The organism is Halopiger aswanensis (assembly GCF_003610195.1).
In the GTDB taxonomy this organism is placed as follows: domain Archaea; phylum Halobacteriota; class Halobacteria; order Halobacteriales; family Natrialbaceae; genus Halopiger; species Halopiger aswanensis.
On record NZ_RAPO01000001.1, the window covers coordinates 157,614 to 172,880 of the forward strand.

Annotated in this window: 18 protein-coding genes; 10 read left to right on the forward strand and 8 right to left on the reverse strand. The window is 66.0% G+C overall.

Annotation, left to right across the window (positions count from 1 at the left end):
• Position 1: 1 nt before the first annotated feature.
• On the reverse strand, positions 2-466 hold the full coding sequence (locus ATJ93_RS00785) for a hypothetical protein (RefSeq protein ID WP_120242746.1): 465 nt from the start codon (positions 464-466) through the stop codon (positions 2-4).
• Between the two features lie 117 nt (positions 467-583).
• On the opposite strand from ATJ93_RS00785, the gene ATJ93_RS00790 reads away from it, so the two are divergent.
• The 4 genes from ATJ93_RS00790 (at position 584) to ATJ93_RS00805 (ending at position 3,339) form a co-directional block, all read left to right on the forward strand.
• On the forward strand, positions 584-1,039 hold the full coding sequence (locus ATJ93_RS00790) for an SHOCT domain-containing protein (RefSeq protein ID WP_120242747.1): 456 nt from the start codon (positions 584-586) through the stop codon (positions 1,037-1,039).
• Positions 1,040-1,111: 72 nt separating this feature from the next.
• On the forward strand, positions 1,112-1,894 hold the full coding sequence (locus ATJ93_RS00795; RefSeq protein WP_120242748.1) for an HAD-IIA family hydrolase: 783 nt from the start codon (positions 1,112-1,114) through the stop codon (positions 1,892-1,894).
• Positions 1,895-1,971: 77 nt separating this feature from the next.
• Complete coding sequence (locus tag ATJ93_RS00800) at positions 1,972-2,181, forward strand: hypothetical protein (protein ID WP_120242749.1); 210 nt, start codon at positions 1,972-1,974, stop codon at positions 2,179-2,181.
• A gap of 105 nt (positions 2,182-2,286) precedes the next feature.
• Positions 2,287-3,339, forward strand: a complete 1,053-nt coding sequence (locus tag ATJ93_RS00805) for a S66 family peptidase (RefSeq protein WP_120242750.1) — start codon at positions 2,287-2,289, stop codon at positions 3,337-3,339.
• A gap of 57 nt (positions 3,340-3,396) precedes the next feature.
• On the opposite strand, the gene ATJ93_RS00810 is transcribed toward ATJ93_RS00805, so the two are convergent.
• Complete coding sequence (locus ATJ93_RS00810) at positions 3,397-3,873, reverse strand: acyl-CoA thioesterase (protein ID WP_120242751.1); 477 nt, start codon at positions 3,871-3,873, stop codon at positions 3,397-3,399.
• A gap of 152 nt (positions 3,874-4,025) precedes the next feature.
• Between ATJ93_RS00810 and ATJ93_RS00815 the strand changes: the two genes are divergently transcribed.
• Positions 4,026-5,831: a TraB/GumN family protein gene (locus tag ATJ93_RS00815; protein WP_120242752.1), complete on the forward strand. Its 1,806-nt coding sequence runs from the start codon at positions 4,026-4,028 to the stop codon at positions 5,829-5,831.
• Positions 5,828-6,454, forward strand: a complete 627-nt coding sequence (locus ATJ93_RS00820) for a zinc metalloprotease (protein ID WP_120242753.1) — start codon at positions 5,828-5,830, stop codon at positions 6,452-6,454. Before ATJ93_RS00815 ends, ATJ93_RS00820 begins: the two co-directional genes overlap by 4 nt.
• Before the next feature lie 19 nt (positions 6,455-6,473).
• On the opposite strand, the gene ATJ93_RS00825 is transcribed toward ATJ93_RS00820, so the two are convergent.
• The 4 genes from ATJ93_RS00825 to ATJ93_RS23405 form a co-directional block, all read right to left on the reverse strand.
• On the reverse strand, positions 6,474-7,271 hold the full coding sequence (locus ATJ93_RS00825) for a CehA/McbA family metallohydrolase (RefSeq protein WP_170155490.1): 798 nt from the start codon (positions 7,269-7,271) through the stop codon (positions 6,474-6,476).
• Positions 7,272-7,306: 35 nt separating this feature from the next.
• Positions 7,307-7,999, reverse strand: coding sequence for a CDP-alcohol phosphatidyltransferase family protein (locus ATJ93_RS00830; RefSeq protein WP_245977491.1), 693 nt, complete (start codon positions 7,997-7,999; stop codon positions 7,307-7,309).
• A 120-nt stretch (positions 8,000-8,119) separates the two neighbouring features.
• Positions 8,120-8,728, reverse strand: coding sequence for a GNAT family N-acetyltransferase (locus ATJ93_RS23400; RefSeq protein ID WP_170155491.1), 609 nt, complete (start codon positions 8,726-8,728; stop codon positions 8,120-8,122).
• Between the two features lie 115 nt (positions 8,729-8,843).
• Complete coding sequence (locus ATJ93_RS23405) at positions 8,844-9,434, reverse strand: metal-dependent hydrolase (RefSeq protein WP_170155492.1); 591 nt, start codon at positions 9,432-9,434, stop codon at positions 8,844-8,846.
• A gap of 199 nt (positions 9,435-9,633) precedes the next feature.
• On the opposite strand from ATJ93_RS23405, the gene purM reads away from it, so the two are divergent.
• Positions 9,634-10,638 (forward strand): phosphoribosylformylglycinamidine cyclo-ligase, encoded by a 1,005-nt coding sequence (gene purM / locus ATJ93_RS00840; RefSeq protein WP_120242757.1) that lies wholly within the window; start codon positions 9,634-9,636, stop codon positions 10,636-10,638.
• A 37-nt stretch (positions 10,639-10,675) separates the two neighbouring features.
• Here the strand turns inward: purM and ATJ93_RS00845 are convergent, their stop codons facing one another.
• Complete coding sequence (locus ATJ93_RS00845; RefSeq protein WP_120242758.1) at positions 10,676-11,215, reverse strand: macro domain-containing protein; 540 nt, start codon at positions 11,213-11,215, stop codon at positions 10,676-10,678.
• Positions 11,216-11,437: 222 nt separating this feature from the next.
• Between ATJ93_RS00845 and ATJ93_RS23410 the strand changes: the two genes are divergently transcribed.
• The gene (locus tag ATJ93_RS23410; RefSeq protein ID WP_170155493.1) at positions 11,438-11,602 is read left to right on the forward strand and encodes a DUF7331 family protein; all 165 of its coding nucleotides are present in this window, start codon (positions 11,438-11,440) and stop codon (positions 11,600-11,602) included.
• A 220-nt stretch (positions 11,603-11,822) separates the two neighbouring features.
• Here the strand turns inward: ATJ93_RS23410 and dpsA are convergent, their stop codons facing one another.
• Positions 11,823-12,368: a DNA starvation/stationary phase protection protein DpsA gene (dpsA, locus tag ATJ93_RS00850; RefSeq protein WP_120242759.1), complete on the reverse strand. Its 546-nt coding sequence runs from the start codon at positions 12,366-12,368 to the stop codon at positions 11,823-11,825.
• A 260-nt stretch (positions 12,369-12,628) separates the two neighbouring features.
• On the opposite strand from dpsA, the gene ATJ93_RS00855 reads away from it, so the two are divergent.
• Both ATJ93_RS00855 and ATJ93_RS00860 read left to right on the forward strand, forming a co-directional pair.
• Positions 12,629-13,813, forward strand: coding sequence for a YhjD/YihY/BrkB family envelope integrity protein (locus ATJ93_RS00855; protein WP_120242760.1), 1,185 nt, complete (start codon positions 12,629-12,631; stop codon positions 13,811-13,813).
• A gap of 171 nt (positions 13,814-13,984) precedes the next feature.
• Positions 13,985-15,160: a metal ABC transporter substrate-binding protein gene (locus ATJ93_RS00860; RefSeq protein ID WP_120242761.1), complete on the forward strand. Its 1,176-nt coding sequence runs from the start codon at positions 13,985-13,987 to the stop codon at positions 15,158-15,160.
• The last annotated feature ends 107 nt before the right edge of the window (positions 15,161-15,267 follow it).

Here is a 15,267-nt window from a genome sequence, read left to right on the forward strand (position 1 = left end):
TTCAGTCGAAGTCCGGCAGATCCTCCGGCGGCTCGTACTCGGCTTCCCAGTCGATGTACTCCTCCTTGAGCACCTCCGAGACGACCTGGCCGAACTCCGTGAGTTCCGCGTTGATCGAGGAGACGGTGCCCCACGTATCGAGTTCGGGATGGTACTCCCGGGCCTGCCAGTCCTCCGGAATCCCGGGCGCGTGGTAGCCGACGCGGTCGGCGAAGTCGTCCCAAAAGAAGTCGAACTGCGAGAACAGATCGAGGTCGCGGGCGATCTCGTACTCCCGCTCCTCGAGATCGGTGTCCTCGCGCCACGCGTCGAACGCTTCTTCCCAGGCGCCGGTCTCGAGGAACTCCTGCAGTTCCTCGCGGCGGTAGTCGACGTCGCCGTCGGCGCTGATCGTCGCGTCGTCGTACTCGTTCGGGTCGACGAACTCCAGTTCCGGCGGCTCGGGGGGTTCGACCTCGAGTGTCATACCTGTCCGTAGGCCGGGTCGAAGGATAAGAATTCTCACCTCGCGCGCCGACCGCAGGCGCGTCGCCGAAAGTGGTGGTATCCCTACAGTTATTCGTCCGGCCGCCGTAGGTCCCGTATGGCCAGTGAGACCGGCGGTCGGAGTTACAGTCTCACGGAACTCTTCGCGATCAAGTTCGTCCTTGGGGACGTGCTGGTCATCGCGGCGTTCGTGCTTGCCGGGCCGGTGTACGGTGTCGTAACGCTGGCGCTGCTCGTTCTCAGTTTTATACTCGTCTGGTACCTCACGCGATCCGAGGAGACCGACGACGTGCAAGCGCGGTCGGCCGAGACCGACGCCGATCGCACCGCGACGGAGTCCGCCTCGGCCGACGATGACGACCGCGATCCCGTTACCCGGCTGCAGGAGCGCTACGCTGCGGGCGAACTCTCTGACGCGGAGTTCGAAGCGAAACTCGAGCGCCTGATCGATTCCAACGAGCGCGCCGACCGGGCCGGAATCGACACCGAGGACCTCGAGTTCGGCTCCGGATCCGACTCCGGCCCGGAACCCGAACTCGAGCGCTCGGACTGAGAATCGCCGCTGCCCGGCTACTGTTACCGTTCGCCCCAACACTCAATCGGTCGTCGCCCGTATCACCGATCGATGAGCGACTACGAGGCGGCGATTCTCGACGTAGACGGGACGATCATCCGGGGCGACGAACTCCTACCCGGCGCGACCGACGGCATCCGCGCCCTCGAGGATGCGGGCTGTTCGCGGGTCCTCTGTTCGAACAACCCGACGCGGGGCGGCGACCATTACCGCGAGAAACTCGCGCCGTTCGGCGTCGACGTCGATCCCGAGCGCGTGCTCACCTCGGCGACGATCACCGCCGCGTACCTCGCCGACAGCCATCCGGACGACGCGGTCTACCTCGTGGGCGGCCCGCGACTCGAGGCACTGCTCGAGGAGGCGGGCGTCACCCTCTCCGCGGTGCCCGACGCGGCCGACGTCGTCCTCGGCTCGTTCGACGACCAGTTCTCCTACGACGCGCTCCGCGAGGCGCTGCGGGCGCTCGAGGGCGACGTCCCCTTTTACGGGACCGATCCGGACGCGACGATCCCGGTCGACGACGGCGCGATTCCGGGCTCGGGGGCGATCCTCGCCGCGATGGAAGCCGTCGCCGGCCGCGAGCCGGACGCCATCCTCGGCAAACCCTCCGCGACGGCTGCCGAGGCAGCCCTGGAGCTGCTGAACGACCCGGACCCCGAGCGGACGCTGGTCGTCGGCGACCGCCTCGACACCGACATCGAACTCGGCGCCCGCGCAGGGATGACGACCGCCGTCGTGCTCACCGGCGTCACGGACCGGGCGGACCTCGCGGAGTCGCCCGTCGAACCGGACTACGTCCTCGAGTCGCTGGCCGAGGTCGAGACGATCCTCTGAGCGTCACCGCACAGTCAGCCGTCGTGACTGTAACTCGGCCAAACATATTTACCCGTATCAGCCCCTATATACGACACATGAAGGCGAAAATCACGACCGTCCTGCGACGTGCACGATACGCGGCCATCGGCGCCGGTATCGGCGCCGGAATCGGTGCCTTGTTCAGTCGAAATGCGGCGAGTACCGGCGGCGCGCTCGGTGCACTCGTCGGCATCTTCGTCGCCGAAACGCGCGACACCGCGGGCGAGTACGTCGAGAAGGCGAAGAGCCGAACCGCCGACGAGTAACCCCGATTCTCTTCCGTCGTTCGCGACTCAGTCTGCAGTCTCGTCCGCTACTGGCGGAACATCGGATTATTTATTCGACACGTCCGTCAGTGGTGACAGTGACCGATGTCATCGTTCGTCACCCCGCCGCCGCTCGAGCGCGGTAGCGAGATCGCGGTCGTCGCACCGTCGTCGAACCCCACCGACGAGTTTCCCCACGTCTACGAACTCGGCCTCGAGCGGTTGCGCGAGGTGTTCGACCTCGAGCCGGTCGAGTATCCCACCGTCTCGATGGCGCCGGAGGCCCTCGCCGACGATCCCGAAGCGCGCGCTCGGGACCTGATCGATGCCTTTGCAGCCCCTGATATCGACGGGATCATCGCACTCATCGGCGGGAACGACCAGATTCGAGTCCTCGAGCATCTCGATCCCGAAATCCTCCGCGAGAACCCGACTCGATTCTACGGCTACAGCGATAACACGAACCTCGCGCTGTACCTCTGGAACCTCGGGATCGTCTCCTACTACGGGCCCTGCGTCTTCACCGAACTGGCGATGGACGGCGCGATGTTCGATCACACCGTCGAGTACGCCGAACGGGCGTTCTTCGAGGAGTCGTTCGGCGACCTTCGGCCCGCCGAGCGGTTCACCGACGCGCCCGGCGACTGGGCGGACCCGGACTCGCTCGCGGAGCACCGCGACACCGAACCCAACCCCGGCTGGCGGTGGGCTGGCGGCGACGCCCCCGTCTCGGGGCGCGTCTGGGGCGGCTGTCTCGAGATTCTCGACCAGCAGTTCCTCGCCGACCGATACCTGCCCGACGAAGACGCGCTCGACGGGACGATCCTGGCGATCGAAACGTCGGAGGAACTACCGGCGCCGTCCTGGGTCGAGGGCGTCCTCCGTGCACTGGGTGAGCGCGGCTTGCTCGAGCGGTTCGCCGGCGTCCTCGTCGGGCGACCGCCGGCGCGGTCGCACCTCGAGGATCGACCGCCGGAGCGACGCGAGCAGTATCGAGCGCAACAGCGGGAGGCGGTCGAGGGCGTGTTCGCCACGTACAATCCGGATGTGCCGATCGTCTTCGACGTCGACTTCGGTCACACCTGGCCGACGACGCCGATTCCGATCGGCGGCCGCGTCGAGATCGATCCGGGGGCGGAGACGGTGCGGTTCGAGTGAGCTGTCGCGCGGCTGTGGCAGTCGCGACTGAACCCCGCGGCGGAACGCGGGCCGGTCTCAGTGGTTGCCGTTCTCGAGGTTCGGCTCGTGGCCGTTTCCGTTCTCCCCCGCGAGCGCTTCCTGCCGAAGTTGCTCTTCCTCTTCCGTAGTAACCGTCAGCTCGGGGACTTCGGTCGGTTCGTTGTGCTCGTCGATCGCGACGTAGACGAAGTAGGATTCGGTGGTCTTCTCGCGCTCTCGAGTGCGCAGGTCCTCGCGCTCGGTCACCAGCCGGACCTTGACGCTCGAGGTGCCCGCGTCGTAGACGTAGGCCGTAATGTAGGCGGTGTCGCCGACCGGGATGGGGCGCTCGAAGTCCATCCGGTTGACGTGAGCGGTGACGCAGGTCTCTCCCGAAAACCGCATCGCGGACATCGCGCCGACCTCGTCCATCCACTTCATCACGTTGCCGCCGTGGGCCACGTCGAGCATGTTGGCGTGGTTCGGCTGTACCATCTCGCGGTTCTCGATTACCGTCTCGATGAGATCGGTCATTACCCGTCGTTTCGAAAGCGGACAGGTGAGTCTTACCGTCCCGCTCGAGGCTGTGGTCAAGTGCCCGCTGGTGGTCGGGCGCCCCCCTGTGCCGTGCTCACACGACTATCGAGTCCGATACTGGTAAAAGTCGGGGCGGAGTTTACCCGCTAATGAGCGATGCAGGCGACGCCGACGTGCCGGAGCCCCCGGCGTCCCCCTCCACAGACGACGAGGGCTCCGTCACCGTCCTCGGGACGGCACACGTCTCGCAGGCGAGCGTCGACGACGTGCACGAAGCGGTCGATCGGGAACGCCCCGACGTGGTCGCCGTCGAACTCGACGAAGGACGCTACCGCCAGATGCAGGGCGGCACTCCCGATGATCTCGAGGCGAAGGACCTCCTCTCGGGCAACACCGTGTTCCAGTTCCTGGCCTACTGGATGCTCTCGTACGTCCAGTCGCGGCTCGGCGATCAGTTCGACATCGAACCCGGCGCGGACATGAAAGCCGGAATCGAAGCGGCCGAGCGCAACGGCAGCGGCGTCGCGCTGGTCGACCGCGACATCCAGGTGACGATCCAGCGGTTCTGGCAGCGGTTATCGTTCACCGAGAAACTGAAGATGGTCGGCGGGCTCGCGCTGGGAATCACCGATCCCAGAACGATCGGCCTCGCGATCGGGGCCGCCACCGGCGTCCTCTTCGGGCTCGTCTTCACCTTGTTTCTCGCGCCGTACTTCGGCGTGGCCGACCTCCTCATGCTCGGCATCACGGGGTCGACGGCGCTCCAGTACGTCGGCGCGGCCGGCGTCGGCGCCCTCCTCGGGCTCATCGGCGGCTTCCTCTTTCTCCCGTCGCTCGAGCGGCTCGGGCACGCTGCGGGCGGACTCCTCGAGACGTTCGCCGGCCAACTTGCGGTCGCGGTCCTCGCCGGCATCGCGGCCTGTCTCGCGCTGGTCGTGACCGGCGTCTCCATCGGGCCGATCTCGCTTGGCGGGGCCTCCGTCGGTCCGATATCGGGCGCGGCCTTCGAGGGTGCCGGCACCTACGTCATCCGCGGGACGGTCGGCGTCCTGGCCGGCCTCGGGGTCGGCGTGGCCGTCGGTGCCCTGCTCGGGGTCGTCCTCGACACCTTCAGCGGCGACGTCGAGGAGGTCGACGAGATCGACATCGAGGAGATGACCGACGGCGACGTCGTCTCGGCGATGATGGAAGAGTTCCGCCAGTTCAGTCCCGGCGGGGCAAACGCCTTGATCGACGAGCGCGACGCCTACATCGCGCACAACCTCCACGACCTCCGCCAGCAGGGCTACGAGGTGCTGGCCATCGTCGGCGCGGGCCACAAGGCCGGCATCGAACGCTACCTCGAGAACCCCGAGACGCTCCCGGCGAAGGAGTCGCTGACCGGGACGGCCTCGAGCAGCCGGTTCTCGCCGGCGAAGCTCGTCGGCTACCTCCTGACGCTCGGGTTCGTCGTGTTCTTCTTCCTGCTGGTCATGGCGGGCGTTCAGAACGCCTTCCTGCTCAAGCTGTTCGCGGCGTGGTTCCTGTTCAACGGGACCTTCGCGTTCGTGCTGGCTCGCCTCGCCGGCGCGCGCTGGACCAGCGCCGGCGTCGGCGGGCTGGTCGCCTGGCTGACGAGCATCAACCCGCTGCTCGCGCCGGGCTGGTTCACCGGCTACATCGAACTCAAACACCGACCGGTCAACGTCCGCGACATCCAGACGCTAAACGAGATCGTCGACGACACCGAGCGACCGATCGGGCAGGCGCTCGAGGATATGTTCGACGTGCCGCTGTTCCGCCTGATCATGATCGTCGCGCTGACGAACGTGGGGAGCATCATCGCGAGCGTGCTCTTCCCGCTGATCGTGCTCCCCTGGCTCGCGCCCGACATCGGCGGCGTCGACGCGCTGATGGGCGAACTCGTCCGCGGCGCCGAGAACAGCCTCGAGTTGCTCCGGGAGGTGCTGACGTGAGCACGCCCTCGCGAACCGGTCGTCAGCCGGAGCCCGAGTTGACCTTCAGCGATCAGGAGCTGTTCGACCTCGGGGTCGCCTGGCTGACGCTGAGCCTCGCGTTCGCCCTGCTGCGGACGCCGATCCGGACGAACGCCATCGACGTGGTCTACCTCGCGACGATGACCGGGCTGAGTCTGGTGACCGTCGGCGTCGCCTTCCTGTTGCACGAACTGGCCCACAAGGTCGTCGCCGTCGAGTACGGCCAGATCGCGGAGTTTCGGGCCGACTACCAGATGCTGTTTCTGGCGCTCATGAGCGCGCTGGCCGGCTTCCTCTTTGCCGCACCGGGCGCCGTCTACCACCGCGGCCAGATCACCCAGCGCGAGAACGCGATGATCGCGCTCGCCGGCCCGATTACGAACCTCCTGCTGGCCCTGCTGTTCTTCCCGCTGGTGCTGTTCCCCGGCGTCGTCGGCACGATCGGACAGATGGGGCTCTGGATCAACCTCTTCTTGGCCGCGTTCAACATGATCCCGTTCGGCCCGCTGGACGGGCGATCGGTCCTCGAGTGGAACAAGGGCGTCTTCGCGCTCGTGTTCGCGCCGAGTCTCGCGCTCGCGGTCTACGTAATCTTCCTGTAGAAAGACGGGCTGCTCGACGTTAGTCGACGTTTCCCGTTTTCAGCCGGCCGATACCGACTCGGACGCCGGTCCGAAACTTGACGGAGACGTTCTGCGCGTACTTGCGAACGCAACTCGCGGGCGAGGCTAGGCCACCGCGGACGGTCGTTCGACCGTCGGCGATCGCCTCGAGGACGCGGCCCCGATCGATCGCGGTCGGATCGCCGTCGGTTCCTGCCGCCGGCTCGAGGTGGACGTCAGTCACGGCCCGACCGACCAGGCGAGCAGTATGGGCGTCGCTCCCCGCGACGCCGGCGAACCCGTGGTCGTCGGCGAACCGGGCGGCCTGCCGGTTGCGAACGCCGGTGACGCACATCGCGTTGTGGACCTCGATGCCGTCGCAGTCGTCGATGACGTCGGCTGGCACGCCGTGTCGACTCCGCCGGAAGGGGTGGGGAACGATCGCGATGCCGCCGCGCGAGCGGATCGCCGCGACGGTCTCGCCGAACGACCGGCCCGGTTTCGGTCGGGTCTCGACGCCGAGCGCGAGGACGTGTCCGTCCCGCGTCGACACCTCGACGCCGGGGATCGCGAACAGGCCGTACTCGGGGGCGATCGTGGCGGCCGCCAGCGACTGCTCGATCGCGTCGTGATCGGTGATACAGAGCCCGTCGAGACCGGCCTCGGCGGCGCGCTCGAGGACGTCCACGAGCGGCGTCTCGCAGTCGTAGGACTCCTCGGTGTGGACGTGGAGATCGAGCGAAACGGTCGCGTTGGGGGTTGGGTGTGACTCCAGTTCCGGTTTCGGTTCCAGTTCCGTTTCCGAGTTCGCGTTCAACTCCGTTTCACGTCCCGATCTCGCGTTCGCTCGAGTCATAGATATCCGAGCTCGAGCGCGAGACAGACGACCGCCGCGGCGATTCCGCCGACTGCGACCAGCGCGTGGCCGACGTCGGTCTTGTAACAGCGATAATCCGAGATCATCAGCGGCGAGACCGCGACGACGACCGGGGCAGCGGCCCAGCCGATCCAGCCGGGGCCGAACTGCGCGAGCAGGTACGCGAGGACGACGACGACGTTGACGTGGACGACCGTGATCCCGCGGTAGAAGCTCCCGTTGTCGTCTGCGCCGAAGCCTTCGTCGACGTGGCGCACCAGTCGCAGGCCGCCGAAGGCGACGATCGCGAAGCCGACGACCGCGCTGACGACGACGTTGGGTGCGAGCGCGACGTGGTAGAGCAAGGCGGCGGTCACCAGATAGGTGAAGACGTCGATGAACGAGTCGATCTCGAGGCCGTAGTCGGAGCCGTAGCCGCGTCTGGCCAGCGCCCCGTCGAGCTTGTCGAAGAGGAAGGCGCCGAACATGGCGACGACGCCCCAGTTCGATTCCCCGGAGACGATCAGTAGCGTGGCGGCCCAGGCGAACAGCAGCGACGCGAGGCTGCAGTAGTCCGCGGGGGCCATCGCTCGGACAAACGCGTTGTCCGAGAACCCGACCGATTCGGTCGACCGCGCGTGCCAGTCCCGGATTCGTCCCCACCCGATCGGCGGTTCGCTGTCACTCATGGCAGGCACCTAGGCCATCGGAAAGCTACCGGATAAATTTATTCGACGTAGTCTATATAGACAACTATATCGACACGGTATCGAATCAAACCCTTCGTAGCAGCGGGCGAGCGCCTCTACTCATCGCTGCGACGGCGACTGCCAGCGTTTCGAAAACGCCCCGACTCGAACGTACCGGAACTGCGATTCCGGAACGAATCCGTGACCCTCGAACAGCCGACGGGACGGCAGGTTGTCGTCCGCGATCAGCGCGTACAGATCCACGACGCCCCAGCGATCGCGAACGGCGGCTATCGCCCCCGCGAGTAGTTCGGCCCCGAACCCGCGATTCCGGTAGTCGGGGTCGACGTAGAGCCGCCAGACGTACGCGCCGTCGATCGACAGCCGCGCCTCGAGTTCGTGGACGTAGGTCTCGTCGCGGTTCAGAAAGACCTGGCCGACCACCTCGCCGTCCAAGTGGCCGAGAACGAGCAGGTCGGCTTCGTCGGCCTCTGCGGGTTTGTACGGCACGTCGGCGTCGACGGTCGCCGCGGACTCGTGGACAGTGAACTCGAGCCGCGCGGAGTCGTCGCCGGCCGTCGCGCTCGAGTCGGCCGTTCCCTCGTCAGTGTCGGCGGGCCGCCGGTACAACTCGAGAGACGCAAACTGTAGGCCACGGCCGCTCACGCGGTCGTAGAGTGCGCGGCCGACGGGATTGCGGGTCAGTTTCCAGAGCGGGAGACGGTTCACTCGGTTGGCACCTCGGGCATCGCCTCGAGGTTGGACCGCTGCCCCTTTGAAGCTACCTCGGGCGCTGCGGTCGTGGTCGTGGCCGTGATCGCAGCCCCGGTCGACCGGCTCGGCGCTACGACCGAGAGTACGACAGCGACGCGTTCGCGTAGGACAGCAGGTCCGGAATCCGCTTGCGGACGAGCGTGAACGCGGCCGAAAATGCGAGCGTTCCCAACAGGAGGCGATCGATTTCCGGCGTGGTCGCCGCAGCGCGGATCGCGACCGTTCCGCAGACGGCAGCCAGCAGGAAATCTTCGGGCGCGCCGGCGTAGCGGACCCACCGCTTCGGTCGGTGCCAGCGGCCGAGCACGTGGTTGTAGACCGCTTTGTTCGAGGTTCGCTTCCAGGGTTCCGGTTCGACGCCGCCGCCGAAGACGTCGATCGCCGAGTGCAGCGCCGCGGAGAGGAGAAACGCGAACAGGCCGAGCGCGAGGCTTCCGGTCGCGCCGCTCGCGAGGAGGCCGCCGCCGACGAAGGCGGCCGCGAGTGGCAGGCAGACCGGGAAGTGCAGCGTCTTCCGGTGGGCTGCCCCCATATCGAGGTCGGGGACGATCCCGCCGACGAACGCCGCTAGGAGGACCCCCGCCGTCGGCGCGGCGCCGACTTCGGGGAAGACGAGCGCCACGAGTGCAACACCCATCAGCGCGTGGGTCGTGGCCATCATGATCGGTATCAGCGTTTTCCTCCGCTTCGGATACGGAAATATCTTTAGCCGTATTTGCCGCTCCCCAGGGCTCGGTAGCCGTCGGTAGCTGCAGGGGCTGTGGAACTCGAGTCGCGGGTCCCGACAGAGCGGCGTCGAATCGCCGCTCGCCGGACCGGGGACCGGTGATCTTTTGCTCACCCCGAGAGGTCGTTCACACATGACCGACCCAGCGGACGACGGGAGCGCGGAGGCGGACGAGGACCGACTTACCTACGCCGAGACCGGCGTCGACATCGAAGCCAGCGAGGACGCGACCGCGGCCCTGCTCGAGGCCTTCGGCAGCGACCTTCGGACGGAGTACGCCGGCTTGATCGACATCGGCGATCGCTATCTGGCACTCGCCACGGACGGCGTCGGCACGAAACTGCTCGTCGCCGAAGCGATCGAGGACTACTCCACGATCGGCATCGACTGCATCGCGATGAACGTCAACGACCTCGTGGCCGCGGGCGTCGAGCCCGTCGCCTTCGTCGACTACCTCGCGATCGACGAGCCCGACGAGAACCTGACGAACGAGATCGGCGAAGGGCTCGCCGTCGGCCTCGAGCGGGCCGATCTGACGATGCTCGGCGGCGAGACGGCGGTCATGCCCGAGGTCGTAAAGGGGTTCGACCTCGCGGGCACCTGCGCCGGGCTGGCCGGGAAGGACGAGGTACTCGAGGGCGAGGCCGCGGTCGGCGACGCGCTGGTCGGGTTCCCCTCGAACGGCATCCACTCGAACGGACTCACGCTCGCTCGCGAGGCGGTCACGCGCGAGTACGAGTACACGGACGAGTTCCCCCTCGATCCCGAGCGGACCATCGGCGAGGAACTGCTGTGCCCGACCCGGATCTACACCGACCTGCTCGAGCCGATGCACGAGTACGACGTTCGCGCGGCGGCCCACGTCACGGGCGGCGGCTGGACGAATCTGCTGCGGATGGGCGAGCGCGAGTACGTGATCGACGACCCGCTGCCGGCCCAGCCGATCTTCGAGTTCGTCCAGGACGAGGGTGACGTGACCGACGAGGAGATGCACCGAACGTTCAACATGGGAACCGGCTTCGTCGTCTCGCTGCCGGAAGATCAGGCGGACGACCTCGTCGCGGAGACCGACGGACGGATTATCGGCCGTGTCGAGGACGGCAATTCGGTCGAGATTCGCGGGCTCTCGCTGTCCTAACGCTCGAGCGCATCGCCGGCGTCGCGTCGCTACCGAGCTACCGATCCGACTCGCCCTCCTCGGACAGCTCGGACTGCTCGGCTTTCCCCGTCGCGGCGCGGATCGTATCGTACTCCTCGTCGCTATACGCGATGAACTCGACGTCCTCGAGCACGTCGGGCTCGTAGTTCGCAATCTCCTCGCCGATGATCGCAGCGCCGTCGGCGAGGTCGAATCCGGCGACGCCACAACCGAGCGCCGGCAGAACGATCGATCGGCAGCCGAGTTCGTCGGCTTTCTCCAAGGAGTTCCGCGCGGCGTCGCGGATGCTCTCTGCGGTCGCCTGGCCGTCACCGTAGTGGGGCATCGCGGCGGCGTGGATGACGTAGTCAGCGTGCAGTTCGTAGGCGTCGGTCACGCCGACCTCGCCGAGATCGACGGGTCCCTTCGCCATCGCTTCCTCGTTGATCTCCTCGCCAGCACCGCGACGGAGCGCGCCGGCGACGCCCGAGCCCATTCGGAGACTCGTACCCGCGGCGTTGACGAGCGCGTCAGCGGACTGTGCGGCGATGTCTCCTTGAATCACGTCGAACTCCATATGTGATAGGACGACCTCGAGCGGATTGAAAGTCAGCCATCAGGTCTCGATTCGAGGAAGTGGCTGCTGGAAGTGGCCCTCGAATCAGGCGTCTCGAGCCCTGAGATGGCTTTCGTACTCCTGCTGGGTCACGAGAGGACGCAGCGGGGGCGAACCTCACAATTCCAGAGAACTTAGGCCGACCAAAACCTTTTTAGAATTAGGCTCACCTAACTCAGCGTGATGGACGTACCCGCTCGCAGGCAGGAACCCGAGACCGAAGAACCCGAGGAGCCGGCGGCGGTCGTGACCAGTCACGAGACCCGCCCCGGCAAAGTCGTCTTTACCGAACGCGACAACTCCGACGGCTGGATCGCGACCGATCTAACCGTCGATCTCGAGCCCTGAACGGCCCGTTTGGATTCGATCGCAACGGTTACAACGGGTTCTCGATCGGACCGCGATCAGGATAGCGGCCGAACCAGCCGCCGCCCACCGTATCGGCACACAACCGCGTTTCTCCGCTTCTCGCACTCGTCACTGCTTCCGTCGACTGCGTGTCCTGGTAAAAACGAGGCAGTCTGCCGCCGCTAGACGCTGCCCGCCGTGATTCCGCCCGAAGCCGGCCTTACTTCGTCGCCTCCTCGAGGACCAGCGTGTCGTCCTCGAGGTAGTGCTCGAAGTGGTGGCCGTCCTCCTCGAGGTCGACGAGGATCTCGCGCAGCATTTCGGCGGTCGCGTGGTCGCCGAGGTTCTCGGCGAGTTCGATGCTGTCGCGCATCGACTCGATGATGTCGCCGTACATCTCGAGGTCGTTCTCGAACATCGTGCGGACGTCGTAGACGTCCTCACCCTCGAACTCGACGGTGGCGCGGTCCTCGAGGTTCGTCGGGCCGGAAACGGGGACGCCGCCCAGCGCCTGGGCGCGCTCGGCGATCTCGTCGGCGCCCTCCTCGACGTGTTCGTAGGCCTCCTCGAGGAACTCGTGCAGCGGCAGGAACTCGGCGCCTTCGACGACCCAGTGGTGCTTCTTGAGCTGGTGGTACAGCACGTACGCGTTCGACAACTCCGTGTTCAGCGCGTCGACGATCTGCTCGGCTTTCTCCTGCTCGAGGCGGAGTTTGTTCTCCTCGACGGTATCGGCGGACTGACGGACGGTCTTCTGGGTGCTCATCGTATGCAATACATGGCCCGCGAGCCACTTAAAGTTTATCCAGTCAAAAACAATTATTCTGCCTTCGCAAAGATCTATTACGATATACGGCGATTATGTTTTCGGTGTGCCTAATCCTCGCCGGTCTACTGACTGGTATCGCGGTCCGATCGCTGTATCGCTGATCGACGAGTAGCGGGGATGACGCGTCCCCAGCCGAAAAAAACGTACGGCGAACATGCAAGCCAATGTCCTACGTCGCTCACGGCCGTTCGTCTTCTATGGCTCCCGATATCAGGCGATCCGTCTCGTTCGGCAAGACGGTCGCCGCCGGCTTTCAACAGAAAAACGTCACGTTCATGGCCGCGAGTATCGCCTATCAGGCGTTTATCTCGCTGCTGCCGCTGCTGGTGCTCGTCTTCTTCCTCGTTACGATCGTCGGCGGCGACCAGTTCGCCACCGAAGTCACCGCCGCGACGGAGGGCTTTCTCCCCGACAGCGGCCAACTGATCATCGAGAACGCGATCGAGGATTCGCCCGCGTCGGCAGGCTCGTCGATTATCGGCCTCGTCGTGCTGTTATGGGGGGCGCTGAAGATCTTCCGCGGGCTGGATACGGCCTTCTCCGAAATCTACGAGACGACGGCCGAGAGCTCGCTTATCGATCAGCTCCGCGACGGACTGATCGTCTTCGGCGCGCTCGGCGGCGCGTTGCTCGCGGCGGTCGCGGCGAGCATCGTCCTCGCGTTCTTCCCGACGATTCCGTTCATCAGCGTGCTCCAGCCGCTCCTACTCGTCGGCGTCCTCACCGTCGCCTTCCTCCCGATGTACTACTACTTCCCCGACGCCGACGTCACCGCTCGCGAGGTGCTGCCGGGCGCCGCCGTCGCCGCCGTCGGCTGGACGGCCCTCCAGTCGCTGTTCCAGGTCTACGTCTCCTTCGCGGGGAGTTCGGAGAGCGCGGGCCCGCTCGGCGCTATCCTCCTCTTGCTCACGTGGCTCTACTTCGGCGGGCTCATCCTGCTGCTCGGCGGCGTCGTCAACGCGGTCAGCGCAGGTCGACTCGAGCCCGAAGCAGATGCGGACGAAGACACAGACGAGACGGACGCAGTCGACGAGTTCGAAACGATCCCCGAATCGAAACGGCCGCCGATGATCGACGATGTCCAGCGAGAACGCGAGCATCTGACCGGGCAACTCGAGACCGTCGTCCGCGAGCGCGACCAACTGCAACACGACCTCGCGGCCCAGCGCAGCCGGCGCTACCGGCTCGAGGACCGGGTCGACGAACTCGAGTCGCGTGTCGATACTCTCGAGGCGACGAACCGCGACCTCGAGAGCGAAAACGAGCGACTCCGCCGGGAACTCGAGGAGGAACGACGACAGGAACCCGAGTGGAAACGGCGGCTCCGCGGCGGGCTGGCCCGGGTTCGGACGCTTCGAATCGGTGTTATCGAGCGCGAGTGAGGCTGTCGTGCTCGCGCTCGCGGTCGTGATCGCCGTACACTGGACCGTGTCTTTTCGCCATCGGCCGATTACTGCTTCCAGTTACTAACATACCTGTCTTAGCTGCCACGAGTTATTAACAACGGCGCGTAGGATAACAACCCTTTTATGCTCGAGCCCGTACTCCCTCGTATGAACTTGTCACGTCGTTCGGTGCTGCGGGCCGGTGCCGGGTCGCTCGCGCTCTCGTCGCTCGCCGGCCTCGCCGGCTGTCTGAGCGAACCCGATGCCGGATCCGGTCCCGAGGGGGGCTACGCGGCATTTTTCGCCCTCGCGGACTGGAGCGAGCACGTTGCCGGCGATCAGCTCTCGATCGAAAACCCGGTCGAGACGGGCCAGATCGGCCACGGCTGGGAGCCCCAGGGCGATCTCACCGCCGATATCGCGGACTCGGAAGTCTTCGTCTATCTCGACTCGCCCGAGTTCACCTGGGCGCAGGACGTGGCCTCGCAACTCGAGACCGATTACGATCACGTCACGCTGATCGACGGGATGGCCGGACTCGAGGACCAGTTGCTGGCGTTCGACGGATCACACGATCACGACCACGGGAGTGAAGACGAACACGACGACGAGCACGACCACGATACCAACGAGAGTACCGAAAACCACGACGAACACGACCACGACGGTCATTCGGACGAGGACGAACACAACCACGATCACGACAGCGAGAGTACCGACGATCACGAGGACGGACACGACCACAGCGACGACCACGACCATACCCACGATGACGGCGGCGCGGAGTTCTACGACCCCCACGTCTGGGTCGACCCCGTACTCGCGCAGGACATCGTCGGGACGATCGCGGACGGACTCGCCGAAGCCGATCCCGACAACGAAGACACCTACAGAGAGAACGCGGACGCGTACGCACAGCAGCTCGCGGACGTCGACGACCAACTCGAGTCGCTCGTCGCCGAGGCCGACCGCGACGTCGGCGTCCTCGCCGGGCACGACTCGTTCCGCTACCTCGAGGAGCGCTACGGCTTCGAGTTGCACACGCCGGTCGACGTCTCGCCCAACGCGGAGATCACCACGGGACAGCTCGCGGACACGATCGCCCTCATCGACGAGCACGAGATCGAGACGATCCTGTACGACCCGTTCGAGGCGACCGGCAGCGACGATCTGCCCCAGGAGGTCACGCACCTCCTCGAGAACAGCCACGCCGAGTCGGCCGAGCCGATCAGCCCGCTGGCGGGGACCACCGCCGAGTGGAACGACCGCGACTGGGGCTGGCTCGAGCAGATGACGGAACTGAACCTGCCGGCGCTCCGAGCAGCGCTAGGAGTGACGGAATGAACCGGCAACTGCAACGCGGCTGTACCCGTGAGTGGAGCCGGCGTCACTCGAGCGGTGACGCCGCGGCGGAAGTGGAAGACCGAAGTACCAGCGTCCCTGAGAGGTGG